The following is a 14,250-nucleotide window of genomic DNA, read 5'->3' on the forward strand; positions in this document are numbered from 1 at the left end:
GGAGCTTCGACTTTCACGGTCTTCACGGTGGAAGCGGTGGAAACGCCCAGGGCGTCCGGGGTCACCACGTCCAGCGGCTTCTTCTTCGCCTTCATGATGTTGGGCAGCGACGCGTAGCGCGGCTCGTTCAGGCGCAGGTCGGTGGTGACGATTGCCGGCAGGTTCAGGGCAACGGTCTGCAGGCCGCCGTCGATTTCACGGGTGACGTTGACCTTGTCGCCAGCGACTTCGACCTTGGAGGCGAAGGTGCCCTGGGCGTAGCCGGTCAGCGCAGCCAGCATCTGGCCGGTCTGGTTGTTGTCGCTGTCGATGGCCTGCTTGCCGAGGATTACCAGCTGCGGCTGCTCCTTGTCGACAATGGCTTTCAGCGCCTTGGCGATGGCCAGGGAGCTCAGTTCTTCGTTGGATTCAACGAGGATGGCGCGATCAGCACCCAGAGCCAGCGCGGTGCGCAGTTGCTCCTGGGCAGCGGTCGGGCCGACGGAGACCGCGATGATCTCGGTGGCGACGCCTTTCTCTTTCAGGCGGACGGCCTCTTCCACGGCGATTTCGCAGAAGGGGTTCATGGACATCTTGACGTTGGCGAGATCGACGCCGGAGTTGTCCGCCTTGACGCGGACCTTGACGTTATAGTCAACCACTCGTTTGACAGCTACAAGAACCTTCATGGATTCCTCGTTTTTCTCCGGTGAATAGGAATGTCGCCAGACAGGCCTGGCCGGTAGTGCACGCCATCTGCGACTACATCCAGCGCAACGCGACCGCAAAACCGCAGGTATCTTGACCGCATCGACCGGGCGGGTCAATACACGAAAATACCCCTTTATAAGCCGCGGACCCCGATTCTATCAGGGTTACGCGCGATTCAAACAAACGTTTGTATTGCGGTGGATAAAGGGTTTAGATATAGCAACAGGTCTAGCTATAATGCGCCCCGCTCTTACTGGGTGGGGGCACGCCCATCCCAATACCTACAAAATGCCCAGAGCCTTGATTCAGGAGAGATCGATAGTGGAACGCGAATTTATGGAATTCGACGTCGTCATCGTCGGCGCCGGCCCTGCCGGTCTGTCCGCCGCATGCCGACTGAAACAGAAGGCCGCCGACGCCGGTCAGGAAATCAGCGTCTGTGTGGTCGAGAAGGGTTCCGAAGTGGGCGCCCACATTCTCTCGGGCGCCGTGTTCGAGCCCCGCGCGCTGAACGAGCTGTTCCCCAACTGGAAGGAACTCGAAGCGCCGCTCAACACCCCCGTCAAGCGCGACGACATCTATGTGCTGAAGAGCCCGGAAGCAGCGGCCAAGGTGCCGAACCTCTTCGTGCCCAAGACCATGCACAACGAAGGCAACTACATCATCTCCCTGGGCAACCTGTGCCGCTGGCTGGCCCAGCAGGCCGAAGGCCTGGGCGTCGAGATCTACCCGGGCTTCGCCGCCCAGGAAGCGCTGATCGACGAGAATGGCGTGGTGCGCGGGATTGTCACCGGTGACCTGGGCGTCGACCGCGAAGGCAATCCGAAAGAGGGTTACTACACCCCGGGCATGGAACTGCGCGCCAAGTACACCCTGTTCGCCGAAGGCTGCCGTGGCCACATCGGCAAACAGCTGATCAAGAAGTACAAGCTCGACAGCGAAGCCGACGCCCAGCACTACGGCATCGGCATCAAGGAAATCTGGGACATCGACCCGTCCAAGCACGAGCAGGGCCTGGTGGTACACACCGCCGGCTGGCCGCTGAACGACGACAACCCGGGCGGTTCCTTCCTCTATCACCTGGAAAACAACCAGGTGGTGGTCGGCCTGATCATCGACCTGTCCTACACCAACCCGCACCTGTCGCCGTTCGACGAATTCCAGCGCTACAAGCACCACCCGGTGATCAAGCAGTACCTGGAAGGCGGCAAGCGCGTGGCCTACGGCGCCCGCGCCATCTGCAAGGGCGGCCTGAACTCGCTGCCGAAGATGGTCTTCCCGGGCGGCGCACTGATCGGCTGCGACCTGGGCACCCTGAACTTCGCCAAGATCAAGGGCAGCCACACCGCCATGAAGTCCGGCATGCTGGCCGCAGACTCCGTGGCTGAAGCCCTGTTCGCCGGCCGTGAAGGCGGCGACGAGCTGACCAACTACGTCGAAGCCTTCAAGGGCAGCTGGCTGTACGACGAGCTGTTCCGCAGCCGCAACTTCGGCGCGGCGATGCACAAGTTCGGCGCCATCGGTGGCGGTGCGTTCAACTTCATCGACCAGAACATCTTCGGCGGCAAGCTTCCATTCACCCTGCACGATACGACTCCGGACTACGCGACCCTGAAGAAGGCCAGCGAAGCGCCGAAGATCGACTATCCGAAGCCGGACGGCAAACTCAGCTTCGACAAGCTGTCCTCGGTGTTCCTGTCCAACACCAACCACGAGGAAGACCAGCCGATCCACCTGAAGCTGACCGACCCGAACACCCCGATCGCCAAGAACCTGCCGCTCTACGACGAGCCTGCGCAGCGTTACTGCCCGGCCGGCGTGTACGAAGTGGTGAGCAACGACGACGGCAGCAAGCGCTTCCAGATCAACGCGCAGAACTGCGTGCACTGCAAGACCTGCGACATCAAGGACCCGGCCCAGAACATCACCTGGGTTGCCCCCGAGGGCACCGGCGGTCCGAACTACCCCAACATGTAATGGGTTGGCAGTAACGAAAAAGGCTCCCTCGGGAGCCTTTTTCTTTGCAAGCTAAGTACTTGTAGCGATGAGCCGCGAGGACTACTGGCCGCATTCCGACTGCCAGGTCATGGCTGCGGCGCGATGGGGAAGAACTCCCCCGAACTCCATACTCCAAGCCAGTCAACGCCGTCGATCTCGCGGGGAACTGCCAGTTCCACCAGCTGGTAGAACACGTTGCGGTGGATCAGTGCTTCCAGGTTCACTCGCACCAGCACGTAGGGCGACGGCTCCTGGGTCTGCGCGTCCAGTTCGACGCGGATCGGATGCGCGGCGTCGGCCACCACTTCATCCTCGACGTTGGTGGTGAAGCGCAGCACCTGCTGCTCCCCCTCCCCTTCAACGGCCAGGGTGACCGCGACGAAGGGCGCATCATCGACAGTGATTCCGCACTTCTCCACCGGCGTGACCAGGAAATAGTCGTCGCCATCGCGGCGGATGATGGTGGAGAACAGCCGCACCATCGGCTTGCGGCCGATCGGCGTGCCCAGGTAGTACCAGGTGCCGTCGCGGGCGATGCGCATGTCGATATCGCCGCAGCAATCGGGGTTCCACAGGTGCACCGGCGGCAGGCCCTTGTCCTTGCTGGAGGGAATCTGCGCCAGCAGGTTGCCGGCCCGGTCCGCTTGATGCTGTGGATCTGTCATTGGTACTCCTCTCGCGTCTTCACCCCCAGCAGGCTGCGGGCATAGTCTTCCAGCGGGCGCCCGATCAGGTCCTCGGGGCTGGCGTCATAGAATGTCAGAAAACCGCCGCGGCTGCGGATAGTCGCACTGTCCACCAGGTAGCGGTTGTCGGTCTCGATCAGCATCACCTGGATCACGCTGCGGTCGCGTCCCACGGCGTTGTCGGTGTCTTCGTACTGCTCGTAGGTGCCGGCATTGTCCTCCCCACGGGCAAAGCGCGTATACAGCAGATAATTGGCGCCCGCCGCGCGCGCCTCCTGCATCGCCCCTTCCAGCCCCAGTGGACTCTTGGCCCGGCGCACCAGCGGGAAGTACTGGACGAAGCCGTTGAACGCCTCTTCGGCTACCACATTGGGCCGTGCATAAGGGTGGCCCGGCGGCACGAACGGGCCCTGGGCGATATAGATGAAGGAGTCCTGCTGCAGGCGCCAGTTGGAGGTGCGGCGGGTCTGGCTGTGATCGAGGAAGCCCGCGTCGCGCAGGTAGTAATCGGTGCCGTCGGCCAGGTCGTTGGGGCTCATGCAGCCGCCCAGGGCGGCGAAGGCAAGGATCAGAATCAGTTGGCGCATGCAAAGTCTCCGGAGCCGGCGACGGAAAACCGGCATTCGGACAGGCGATGCAGCTTCCGCGCCATCACAGGCCGCGCTGCCATTCCTGGCGCAGGTGCGCGCGCTGCGGCTGCTCGATGGCCTGGCGCACCTGGGCGAGCAGCTTTGCCTTGTCCGCCCCCAGCGTGCCCTTGAGAACCAGGTAATTGGAGGCGTGATCGCTGCGGAACACCGTGTCGCGCAACTCCAGGGCGCTCAGCAGGCGCTCGACCTCGACGAACAGCTCGGCCTGGGACAGCGGCTGAAAGTCCGGGAAGCCGGCGCGATACCGCTCCTCGCCGGTCGGGAAGCTCACCACCAGGGTGGAAAGGAATTCCGGTTGCGCTTCGTTCATCAGCCGCGCCGAGTTGTCGGCGTGCTGGGCGCTCAGGGTGCTGCCGCCCAGACCGTTGAGGATCATCACCGAGCGCGTGATTCCCGCCTCGCCCAGCTTCTGCAACGCATCCAGGGTGGAAGCGTAGGTCTCGCCCTTGTTCACTTTCGCGAGCACCTCGTCGTCGCCGGACTCGGCGCCCACGTAGGCCATGCGCAGGCCGGCGTCGGCCAGCTCCTTCAGCTCTTCCACCGACTTCTTGCGCAGGTTGCGCGGCAGGCAGTAGCTGGAGACGCGGTCCACCTCGGGCATGTGCTCACGGATGGCACGCAGGATGTTGAGCAGGCGCCGCGTAGGCAGCACCAGCGCATCGCCGTCAGCGAGGAACACCCGCTGGACGATCAGGCGCTCGCCGCAGCGACGAATCTCCTCCAGTACTTCGGCCTCGTCGCGGGCGCGGAATTTCTTCTGCGGCTGCGTATACATCTCGCAAAACCCGCACTGGTTCCACGAGCAGCCGTTGGTGACCGGAAGAATGAGCGAGTTAGCTTCGCTCGGCGGCCGGAACACCGGCTCGATATAGGAGATAGGGAATTCGTTGGGCATGGGCTAATCAGGTCTGGGGGCGATCTCAGCCGCCGATGATCTTCATGATGGTGACGCCGCCGGAGAAGGCGACTTCCTGCTTGTCCGCCAGGGCGCGCACCAGCAGGCGCTGCAAGGCCGGGAGCGCCTGGTGGCGGGGCTTGTCCAGCAGGTCGCCGACGTAGTGGCGGTTGCTCGACGACAGGCAGCCATGCAGCCAGCCGGTGGACGACAGGCGCAGGCGCGAACAGGTCCGGCAGAACGGCACGCTTTCGTTGGCGATCACCCCGAAGAAACCGCGCCCCGGCACTTCATAGCGCAGCGCAGTGGCATCCACCGGGGCATTGGCCTGGATGTAGGGGTGATCTTCGCCGATCAGTTCCAGCAGCTCGGTCATGCCGATGAACTGCTGGTTGAAGCCGTTCGGATCGCGGGCCAGGTGGCCCATGCGCATCAGCTCGATGAAGCGCAATTCGAAGCCGTGCTCCAGGCAGTAGTCGAGCAGCGGCACCACCTGGTCGAGGTTCTGCCCGCGCAGGGGCACCATGTTCAGCTTGATCTTCAGACCGGCGGCGCGCGCTTCGTCGAGCCCCTTGAGCACGGTGGCCAGGTCGCCGCCGCGGGCGATCCGACGGAAGGCGTCGGCATCCAGGGTATCGAGGGACACATTCAGGCGGCGGATGCCGCAGTCCAGCAGCAGCGGCAGCTTCTTCGACAGCAACTGGCCGTTGGTGGTCATGGCGATGTCCTGCAGGCCCAGGCGACTGACGCCGTGCAGGAAGGCATCCAGTTTCGGGCTGACCAGCGGTTCGCCACCGGTGACCCGCAGACGCTCGATGCCGGCAGCCTCGATCAGGTAGGCCACACCGCGCACCAGCGACTCGGCGGAGAGCTCGTCCTGGGCGGCGACCAGACGCTTGCCGTCCGGCACGCAGTAGGTGCAGGCGTAGTTGCACGCGGCGGTCAGGCTCACCCGCAGGTTGCGGAAGCGCCTGCCCTGGCGGTCGACGATCATGCTCGGCTCCGGTGGAGAACACTCACCTCAGTATATCTCCACCCTCGCCCGCTGCCCTGTCGCACAGGCGACGATGGGCCGCGCGAATGGCGACTCAGGCAGCCGGCGTATCGCCGTCGCGCTTGCGCTTGTTGCCCATGCGTACGCCGATCTCCATGAGGAACTGGAAGAAGCCTTCCTGATCCTCCAGCACATCGCGCCAGAACGGCGAGTGGTACAGCGCCACGGCGCCATGCACCAGCGCCCAGGCTGCGCAGTAGTGGAAGTAGGCCGGCACGTCTTCCAGCTTGCCCGCCGCGATGCGTTCCTTGATCAGCTGACTCAGGCGCTCGAAGTTGGATTCGCGGATCTTGTGCAGCTCCTCGACCATCTCCGGAACCTGGCTGGTCTTCACCACCTTCTCTTCCAGGCGGTCGAACAGGCGGTAGCGCTGCGGGTCGCGCATGCGGAACTCGAAGTAGGCGCGCGACAGGCGCTCCTTGTCGCGGGCGACGTCTTCGGAGTGGAACAGATCGGCCAGGTCGCGCTCGTAGTCCAGCATCAGGCGCAGGTAGATCTCAGCCTTGGACTTGAAGTGCTTGTAGATGGTGCCTTTGCCGATACCCACGGCATCGGCGATCATTTCGACCGTGACACTGTCTTCGCCCTGCTCAAGGAACAGCTTGAGGGCGGTATCGAGGATTTCCTGTTCGCGACGGCGGAATTCGCGAACCTTGCGCGGCTCTTTCTGCATAAAAAGACTGTTCGGTCAAAAATAGTCAAAATTCGAAGCCGCGTATTATGCCTATTCAGCGCCAAATTGCACGGATCATCCGACATGATTAGCTTTTCTTCCGAGTTTCCCCAACAAGCCGGCCTGCGCTACCTGAATCACGCGGCCGTCGCCCCCTGGCCCAGGCGCGCCGCAGACGCCGTCGCGGCGTTCGCCCAGGAGAACATCCTGCAGGGCGCCCGCGACTATCCGCAGTGGCTGACCATCGAGAAGCGCCTGCGCGAGCGCCTGATGCGTCTGGTGAATGCCCAGACCACCGGCGACATCGCGCTGGTGAAGAACACTTCCGAGGCGCTGTCATTCGTCGCCTTCGGCCTGGACTGGCGCGCTGGCGACCAGGTGGTGATCAGCGACCAGGAATTCCCCTCCAACCGCATCGTCTGGGAAGCGCTGAAGCCGCGCGGCGTGGAAGTCATCCAGGTGAGCCTGGATGGCGATGACCCGGAAGGCGACCTGCTGGCCGCCTGCACCCCGCGCACGCGCCTGCTGTCGATCAGCGCCGTGCAGTACGCCAGCGGTCTGCGCATGGACCTGGAGCGTCTCGGCGCCGGTTGTCGCCAGCGCGGCGTGCTGTATTGCATCGACGCCATCCAGCAACTGGGCGCCCTGCCCTTCGACGTGCAGGCCTACGACTGCGCCTTCGCCATGGCCGACGGACACAAGTGGATGCTCGGCCCGGAGGGCCTGGGGGTGTTCTATTGTCGCGCCGCCGAGCGCGAGCAACTGGCGCTGCAGGAATACGGCTGGCACATGCTGGAAAACGCCGGCAACTACGACCTTGCCGACTGGCAGCCGGCGCGCAGCGCGCGGCGCTTCGAGTGTGGCAGCCCGAACATGCTCGGCGCCGTAGCGCTGGAGGCCAGCCTGAGTCTGCTGGAGGAAGTCGGCATGGCGACGGTGGGCGAGTTGGTGCAGGCGCGCGTCCAGCAACTGCATGACGGCCTGGAGCGTATCGACGGGGCTTCACTGCACAGCCCGCTGGACCCGGCACGACGCGCCGGCATCCTGACCTTCAGCCTGGCCGGCTGGGACAACACCCGTCTGCTGGAGCGCCTGCGCGCCGAACAGGTAGTGTGCATCCAGCGTGGCGCCGGCATCCGTTTCTCGCCGCACTTCTACACCAGCGAGGCGGTCATCGAGGAAACCCTGGGGCTGATCGGCGCTCTGGCGGGGCAGTAAGGCAGGTGCGGCCGAGAAAGCTGCTCAGCCCGGTGTGATGTATTCCAAATCCGTTTAAAAAACCCCGGCCACCCTGTGGCAGCCCGCGCATCTTGGCCAATACTTGTAGATACCGGTGCGCGGCATCTCCCCCCAAGTGCCCCGCCGGTGAAGGTACCGAGGATTGCGTACCTTATTGTTACACTCCTAATGGTCTTGACCCGGATTCATCCCCCAGAACCCGGGTTTTTTTTGCCCGCAGGAAATGTATCCGGGACGACGCAATCAGGTCGTCAGCGGGAACAACCGGCGGAAGTTGGCGCTGGTCTGCTCGGCCAGGGTCTCGAAGCTCACCCCGCGCAGCACCGCCAGGTACTCGGCCACTTCACGCACGTACTCGGGCAGGTTCGGCTTGCCGCGATGGGGCACCGGCGCCAGGTACGGCGAGTCGGTCTCTACCAGCAGGCGATCCACCGGCACCTGGCGCGCCACTTCGCGCAGCTGCTCGGCGTTGCGGAAGGTGACGATGCCCGACAGCGAGATGTAGAAGCCGATATCCAGCGCCGCCTTGGCCATCTCCCAGTCTTCGGTGAAGCAGTGCAACACGCCGCCCTGCGGCAACGCGGCCTCGCGCAGCAGCGCCAGGGTGTCGGCACGAGCCTCGCGGGTATGCACGATGACCGGCTTGCCGGTGACCTTGGCTGCCTCCAGGTGCAGGCGGAAGGCTTCCTGCTGCAGCTCGGCGGCTTCGGGCTCGTAGTGGTAGTCCAGCCCGGTCTCGCCGATGGCCACCACGCGCGGGTGGTTCAGCTCGCCCAGCAGCCAGTCCAGCGCAGGCGCAGCGCCCGGCTCCAGGTCCAACGGGTGAACGCCCACCGAGCAGTGCACGTCGGCGTAGCGATCAGCTAGGTCCTTCACCGCTTTGGCGTTATCCGCACTTACGCCGATACACAGGAACTGACTGACGCCGCGCGCACGGGCGGCGTCCAGTGCGGCGTCCAGCGAACCGTTGTGGGCGGCCAGATCGAGACGATCGAGGTGGCAGTGGGAATCGACCAGCATGAAAACTTTCTCCGGAAAATGACGAAGCGCCCCTCAGGGCGCTTCGTGCTTGTAGCCTGTACAGCTGGTGGATTCTACATGGTATGAGTCGGGCGGTCCGACTTCAGCGCGCCGGCGAGGTAGGTCTCGATCTTGTTGCGCGCGGTGTTGTCGCCGTCGTTGAACTGCACGCCGATGCCGGCAGCGCGGTTGCCCTGGGCGCCCCGCGGGGTGATCCAGACGACCTTGCCGGCCACCGGGATTTTCTCCGGCTCATCCATCAGGTTGAGCAGCATGAAGACCTCGTCGCCCAGCTTGTAGGTCTTGTTGGTCGGAATGAACAGCCCACCATTGCGGATGAACGGCATGTAGGCGGCATACAGCACGGATTTGTCCTTGATGGTCAGGGACAGGATTCCGTTACGCGGACCCAGATTCGGTGGCAAGCTCATTCAGCTGTCCTGGCAGATTTTTCCGATGGCCGGATTCTAGCCCGGCCCGGGGAGACTTGCCCACTGTACGAGCAAGGCTTCGAGAAGCAGGGCACGATTGAGGTTGGCTTTATTGAGGACTTTCTGCCGCTGCGCGAGCAGCCAGTCCTGCATGGCCAGCACCTTGGGCTGCGAGGACTTCTGCGCCAGGTACTGCACCACCTTGCTCATGTCGGCGAGGCCGAGGCCCGCTTCGTCACGTGCCAACTGGTAGCGCAGGACGAGCAGCGTCCAGTCGCAGAACCAGTCGAAGAGGAGCGGCAAGGGTACCGCATTCCAGCTCTCGGCCAGCTGACTTGGGGCAACCTGCTGCTTGAGCAGCTTCTTCACCCCGTCCACCACCTGCGCCCGTTGCTCACGCACGCCCTGCCCATGCAGGCGCTGCGCGGTGAGCGGCGAACCGCCAGCCAGCACCAGCAGTTCATCCAGCACTTCGGCCGACTCATCCGGCAACGCCTGGGCCAGCCAACTGCGCGCCTGTTCGGCAGCAGGCTGCGGACAGGCCTGCTGCACACAGCGGCTCTTGATGGTCGGCAGCAGGCGGCTGGGCTGATGGCTGATCAGCAGCAGGACGGTATTGCCCGAAGGCTCTTCCAGGCTTTTCAGCAGGGCGTTGGCGGAGTTGAGGTTCATCGCCTCGGCCGGCTCCAGCAACACCACCTTGCGCCCGCCCAGCTGGGCGGTCTGCACCACGAAATTCACCAGCTCGCGCACCTGGTCGACGCGGATCGGCTTCTCCGCCTCTTCCGGCTCCAGCGGGAAATAATCCGGATGGGTGCCGGCCGCCAGCAGCTGGCAGGCCTTGCACTGCCCGCAGGCCTTGCCGCCTTCGGGGCGCTGGCAGAGCAGGAAGTGCACGAAGTTGTCCGCCAGCACACGCTTGCCGATGCCGGCGGGGCCGTGCAGCAGGTAGGCGTGGGCGTGCTGCGGGCGATTGCTCAGTTGCTGCCAGAGCCCCTGCTGCCAGGGATAGATATCAGCCATTCAGGCGCTCCAGCAGGGTCGGCAGCAGGCCGTCGAGATCACGCTGCACTTCGGCCAGCGTCTGCGCGGCATCGAGAATGTGATAACGCCCGGGCTCGGCGCGAGCGCGGTCCAGGTAGGTATTGCGCACCGCGTCGAAGAAGGCGCGGCCTTCCTGCTCGAAGCGGTCCAGCCGGCCACGGGCCGCAGCGCGGGACAGGCCGATTTCCACCGGCAGGTCGAAGACCAGGGTCAGGTCCGGGCGCAGGCCGCCCTGGACGAAGCTTTCCAGTTGCGCGATGCGCTCCACCGGCAGGCCGCGGCCGCCACCCTGGTAGGCGTAGGTGGCGTCGGTGAAGCGGTCGCAGAGGACCACCGCGCCGCGTGCCAGGGCCGGGCGGATCACCTCGGCGATGTGCTGCGCGCGAGCGGCGAAGACCAGCAGCAACTCGGTGTCCACCGCCATCTTCTCGTCGCTGGGGTCCAGCAGCAGCTCGCGGATGCGCTCGGCCAGCGGCGTACCGCCGGGCTCGCGGGTCAGCTGGACTTCGATGCCGCGCTCGCGCAGGCGTTCGGCCAGGTACTCGCGGTTGGTGCTCTTGCCCGCGCCTTCGGGGCCTTCCAGGGTGATGAACAGGCCGGTCACTCGGCTCACTCCTTGCGTTGTCGGGCTAGTGCGCCGCCGGGGTATCCGCGGCGGGCGCGTCCGGCGTGGGGGCCGGCAGAGAAGTCGGCGCCGGACTGGAACGGTAGTCGGCGCGGCGCTTGATCTGGAACTCCTGGACGGCCTTGTTATGGTCGTCGAGGTTGTCGGAGAAGGTGTGACTGCCATCGCCGCGGGCGACGAAGTAGAGGCTCTGCCCCGAGGCCGGGTTGAGCGCGGCGTGGATGGCCTCGCGGCCGGGCAGTGCGATGGGCGTCGGCGGCAGGCCGGCGACCACGTAGGTGTTGTAGGGCGTCGGCGTGCGCAAATCGGCGCGGGTGATCTTGCCGGCGTAGCGCTCCCCCATGCCGTAGATCACGGTCGGGTCGGTCTGCAGCAGCATGTTCTTCTGCAGACGGCGCACGAAGACGCCGGCGATCTGACCGCGCTCCTGGGGCACGCCGGTTTCCTTTTCCACCAGCGAGGCCATGATCAGCGCCTGGTAGGAATCCTTGTAGGGCAGGTCCTCGCCGCGCTTGTCCCACTCCTCGGCGAGGATGGTGTCCATGCGCTGGTAGGCGTGCTTGAGGATGTCGATGTCCTTGGTGCCGCGGACGAAGCGGTAGGTGTCGGGGAAGAAGCGGCCTTCCGGGAACACGCCGGGCTTGCCCAGCCTGGCCATGACATCGGCGTCGCTCAGGCCATTGAGGGTCTGGTCGAGCTTGGGCTGGCGGGCGAGCAGTTCGCGCACCTGATGGAAGTTCCAGCCCTCCACCAGGGTCAGGCCGTACTGCACCACATCGCCGTCGCGCCACAGGTCAAGCATCTGTGCGGCGGTCATGCCGGGCGTCAGGCGGTATTCGCCGCTGTGCAGGGCCTCGCCGGCCAAGTTGAAGCGCCAGTACAGGCGCAGCCAGAAGCCACCGTGCAAGACGTCTTCGTCCTCCAGGCGGGTCAGCAGGCGGCCGGGGGTGGCGCCGCTGGGAGCGTCCAGTAGACGCTCTTCGGTGAGCTGGAGCGGCTGCTGCAGCGCACGGTGCTGTTCCCAGGCGGCCAGGCCCAGTACGAGCCCGGCCAGCAGCAGGCCGCCTTCCAGCAGCACCAGCAATTTGCGCATCACGTATCAGAAATCCAGAAGTTCGCGGAGTTGGCCCTGCAGTTTACGGGTCAGCGGCCCGACCGGCCAAGCGTGCTCGGCAACACCGCGCACCGGCCAGATACCGTAGAGACTGTTGCAGAGAAAGACCTCATCGGCCTGCGCCAGTTCGCTGTGCTCGATGTCGCGGACGATGACCGGCAGGCCCAGGCCGCGCGCGCGCTCGATGATTTCGGCACGCATCACGCCAGCGACGCCGCAGCGGCTGAGTTCAGCGGTGATCAGCTCGCCCTGCCTTACCAGGAACAGGTTGCTGAACACGCCCTCGACGACACGCCCGGAAACATCGCGCATCAATCCTTCGGCGAAAGCCGGATCGCTCCATTCGGCGCGAGCCAGGACCTGCTCCAGGCGATTGAGGTGCTTGAGGCCGGCGAGCAGCGGCTGCTCGGCCAAGCGGGTGGTGCAAGGGAAGAGCGTCACGCCCTCCTCCCAGTGCTTCGCCGGGTAGGCCGGCGCGGGCGAAGCCAGGAGCAGGCGACGCACCTGGGCATCAGCCTGCGGCGCGTAGCCGCGTGCGCCTTCGCCACGGGTCAGCATCAGCTTGGCGACGCCGTCGCCGAGCAGGGCGGAAAAGCGCAGGAGTTCGTCTTCGACGAGATCGAGAGAGACCGGCAGGGACAGGCGTCGGACGCCCTCCTCCAACCTCGCTCGATGCCGTGCCAGCAGGCGCGGACGGCCTGCGGACACGCGGATGGTCTCGAACAGCCCGTCGCCGTAGGCCAGCCCGCGATCACGCGCGGACAGGGCCTCGGCGCTCTGGCCGTCGATCCAGCTCAACATCAGCCGTGGAACCGGCGGAATACCAGGGAGCCGTTGGTGCCACCGAAGCCGAAGGAGTTGGACAGGGCGACGTCGATCGGACGCTGCTTGGCCTGATGGGCGACCAGGTCGAGGTCGCAGCCTTCGCTGGGGTTGTCCAGGTTGATGGTCGGCGGAGCTACCTGATCGCGCAGGGCGAGCACGCAGAAGATCGCCTCGACCGCGCCGGCAGCACCCAGCAGGTGGCCGGTCATGGACTTGGTGGAGCTCATCGACAGTTGGTAGGCGTGGTCGCCGAAGATCGACTTCACCGCGGCGATTTCCGCGATGTCGCCAGCCGGGGTCGAGGTGCCGTGGGCGTTGATGTAGTCGACCTGCTCGGGGTTCAGTCCGGCATCGCGCAGCGCAGCCTTCATGCAGCGTGCAGCACCGGCGCCGTCTTCCGGCGGAGCGGTCATGTGGAAGGCGTCACCGCTCATGCCGAAGCCGACGACTTCCGCATAGATGCGGGCGCCACGGGCCTTGGCGTGCTCAAGCTCTTCGAGCACCAGGGAACCTGCGCCGTCGGAGAGTACGAAGCCGTCACGATCCTGGTCCCACGGGCGGCTGGCCTTGGTGGGTTCGTCGTTACGGGTGGACAGCGCGCGGGCAGCGCCGAAGCCGCCCAGGCCAAGACCACAGGCCGCCATCTCGGAGCCGCCAGCAACCATCACGTCAGCGTCGCCGTAGGCGATGTTGCGCGCGGCCATGCCGATATTGTGGGTGCCGGTGGTGCAAGCAGTGGTGATGGCGTAGTTGGGGCCCTGCAGACCTAGGTTGATCGACAGGAACCCGGAAACCATGTTGATGACCGAGCCGGGCACGAAGAACGGCGAGATGCGCCGTGGGCCCTGCTCGAACAGCGAGCGACAGGTGTTTTCGATGTTGGTCAGACCGCCGATGCCCGAACCGATGGCAACGCCGATGCGCTCCCGGTTGGCGTCGGTGACTTCCAGGCCGGAGTCACGCACCGCCTGGTAGCTGGCGGCGAGGCCGTACTGGATGAACAGGTCGAGTTTGCGAGCTTCCTTGGCGGACATGTATTGCTCGACGTCGAACCCTTTCACCGAGCCGCCGAAACGGGTGGCAAAGGCGGACAGGTCCATGTGTTCGATCGGGGCGATACCGCTGCGCCCGGCGAGAATGCCTTCCCAACTGCTCGGCACATCCACACCCAGGGGCGACAACATACCCATGCCAGTGATGACTACGCGTCTACGCGACACTGTGACTTCCTCTCATGTGTTTCACGGCAATAACGCCGGCAGAAGCCGGCGTTAAAGAAAAGCCGCACGCCTTTGCAGGCCGTGCG

General features: G+C 65.0%; 15 protein-coding genes. 2 read left to right on the forward strand and 13 right to left on the reverse strand.

Annotation, left to right across the window (positions count from 1 at the left end):
- Positions 1–668 (reverse strand): electron transfer flavoprotein subunit beta/FixA family protein (locus QO207_RS16860; RefSeq protein WP_301533491.1); only part of this gene is annotated, 668 nt, incomplete at its 3' end.
- A 310-nt stretch (positions 669–978) separates the two neighbouring features.
- On the opposite strand from QO207_RS16860, the gene QO207_RS16865 reads away from it, so the two are divergent.
- A complete protein-coding gene (locus tag QO207_RS16865; protein WP_301533492.1) occupies positions 979–2,667 on the forward strand; it encodes an electron transfer flavoprotein-ubiquinone oxidoreductase in 1,689 nt (562 codons plus the stop codon).
- 107 nt (positions 2,668–2,774) lie between these two features.
- Here QO207_RS16865 and QO207_RS16870 read toward each other — a convergent pair whose 3' ends face one another.
- The 5 genes from QO207_RS16870 to QO207_RS16890 all read right to left on the reverse strand — a co-directional run bounded on the left by QO207_RS16870 (position 2,775) and on the right by QO207_RS16890 (position 6,646).
- Positions 2,775–3,353, reverse strand: coding sequence for a DUF1285 domain-containing protein (locus QO207_RS16870; RefSeq protein WP_301533493.1), 579 nt, complete (start codon positions 3,351–3,353; stop codon positions 2,775–2,777).
- Positions 3,350–3,961, reverse strand: coding sequence for a DUF4823 domain-containing protein (locus tag QO207_RS16875; RefSeq protein WP_301533494.1), 612 nt, complete (start codon positions 3,959–3,961; stop codon positions 3,350–3,352). The genes QO207_RS16870 and QO207_RS16875 overlap by 4 nt, the downstream gene beginning before the upstream one ends.
- A 64-nt stretch (positions 3,962–4,025) precedes the next feature.
- Positions 4,026–4,919, reverse strand: a complete 894-nt coding sequence (locus QO207_RS16880) for a radical SAM protein (protein ID WP_301533495.1) — start codon at positions 4,917–4,919, stop codon at positions 4,026–4,028.
- A 25-nt stretch (positions 4,920–4,944) separates the two neighbouring features.
- Complete coding sequence (locus tag QO207_RS16885) at positions 4,945–5,913, reverse strand: GTP 3',8-cyclase MoaA (RefSeq protein WP_301533496.1); 969 nt, start codon at positions 5,911–5,913, stop codon at positions 4,945–4,947.
- A gap of 94 nt (positions 5,914–6,007) precedes the next feature.
- Entirely contained in the window at positions 6,008–6,646 is a 639-nt protein-coding gene (locus QO207_RS16890) for a TetR/AcrR family transcriptional regulator (protein WP_301533497.1), read from the reverse strand.
- An 84-nt stretch (positions 6,647–6,730) separates the two neighbouring features.
- On the opposite strand from QO207_RS16890, the gene QO207_RS16895 reads away from it, so the two are divergent.
- The gene (locus QO207_RS16895) at positions 6,731–7,864 is read left to right on the forward strand and encodes an aminotransferase class V-fold PLP-dependent enzyme (RefSeq protein ID WP_301533498.1); all 1,134 of its coding nucleotides are present in this window, start codon (positions 6,731–6,733) and stop codon (positions 7,862–7,864) included.
- A 264-nt stretch (positions 7,865–8,128) separates the two neighbouring features.
- Here QO207_RS16895 and QO207_RS16900 read toward each other — a convergent pair whose 3' ends face one another.
- The 7 genes from QO207_RS16900 to fabF form a co-directional block, all read right to left on the reverse strand.
- Positions 8,129–8,905, reverse strand: a complete 777-nt coding sequence (locus tag QO207_RS16900) for a TatD family hydrolase (RefSeq protein WP_301533499.1) — start codon at positions 8,903–8,905, stop codon at positions 8,129–8,131.
- Positions 8,906–8,979: 74 nt separating this feature from the next.
- Positions 8,980–9,336 (reverse strand): PilZ domain-containing protein, encoded by a 357-nt coding sequence (locus QO207_RS16905; RefSeq protein WP_024764484.1) that lies wholly within the window; start codon positions 9,334–9,336, stop codon positions 8,980–8,982.
- A 36-nt stretch (positions 9,337–9,372) separates the two neighbouring features.
- The gene (locus QO207_RS16910; RefSeq protein ID WP_301533500.1) at positions 9,373–10,359 is read right to left on the reverse strand and encodes a DNA polymerase III subunit delta'; all 987 of its coding nucleotides are present in this window, start codon (positions 10,357–10,359) and stop codon (positions 9,373–9,375) included.
- Positions 10,352–10,984, reverse strand: coding sequence for a dTMP kinase (tmk, locus tag QO207_RS16915; RefSeq protein ID WP_301533501.1), 633 nt, complete (start codon positions 10,982–10,984; stop codon positions 10,352–10,354). Before tmk ends, QO207_RS16910 begins: the two co-directional genes overlap by 8 nt.
- A 25-nt stretch (positions 10,985–11,009) precedes the next feature.
- Positions 11,010–12,098 (reverse strand): endolytic transglycosylase MltG, encoded by a 1,089-nt coding sequence (gene mltG, locus QO207_RS16920; protein ID WP_301533603.1) that lies wholly within the window; start codon positions 12,096–12,098, stop codon positions 11,010–11,012.
- A 6-nt stretch (positions 12,099–12,104) separates the two neighbouring features.
- Positions 12,105–12,920, reverse strand: a complete 816-nt coding sequence (pabC, locus tag QO207_RS16925; RefSeq protein ID WP_301533502.1) for an aminodeoxychorismate lyase — start codon at positions 12,918–12,920, stop codon at positions 12,105–12,107.
- Complete coding sequence (fabF, locus tag QO207_RS16930; protein ID WP_301533503.1) at positions 12,920–14,164, reverse strand: beta-ketoacyl-ACP synthase II; 1,245 nt, start codon at positions 14,162–14,164, stop codon at positions 12,920–12,922. The genes pabC and fabF overlap by 1 nt, the downstream gene beginning before the upstream one ends.
- Positions 14,165–14,250 lie beyond the last annotated feature (86 nt).

Source organism: Pseudomonas sp. CAN1 (assembly GCF_030462585.1).
Taxonomy (GTDB): Bacteria; Pseudomonadota; Gammaproteobacteria; order Pseudomonadales; family Pseudomonadaceae; genus Pseudomonas.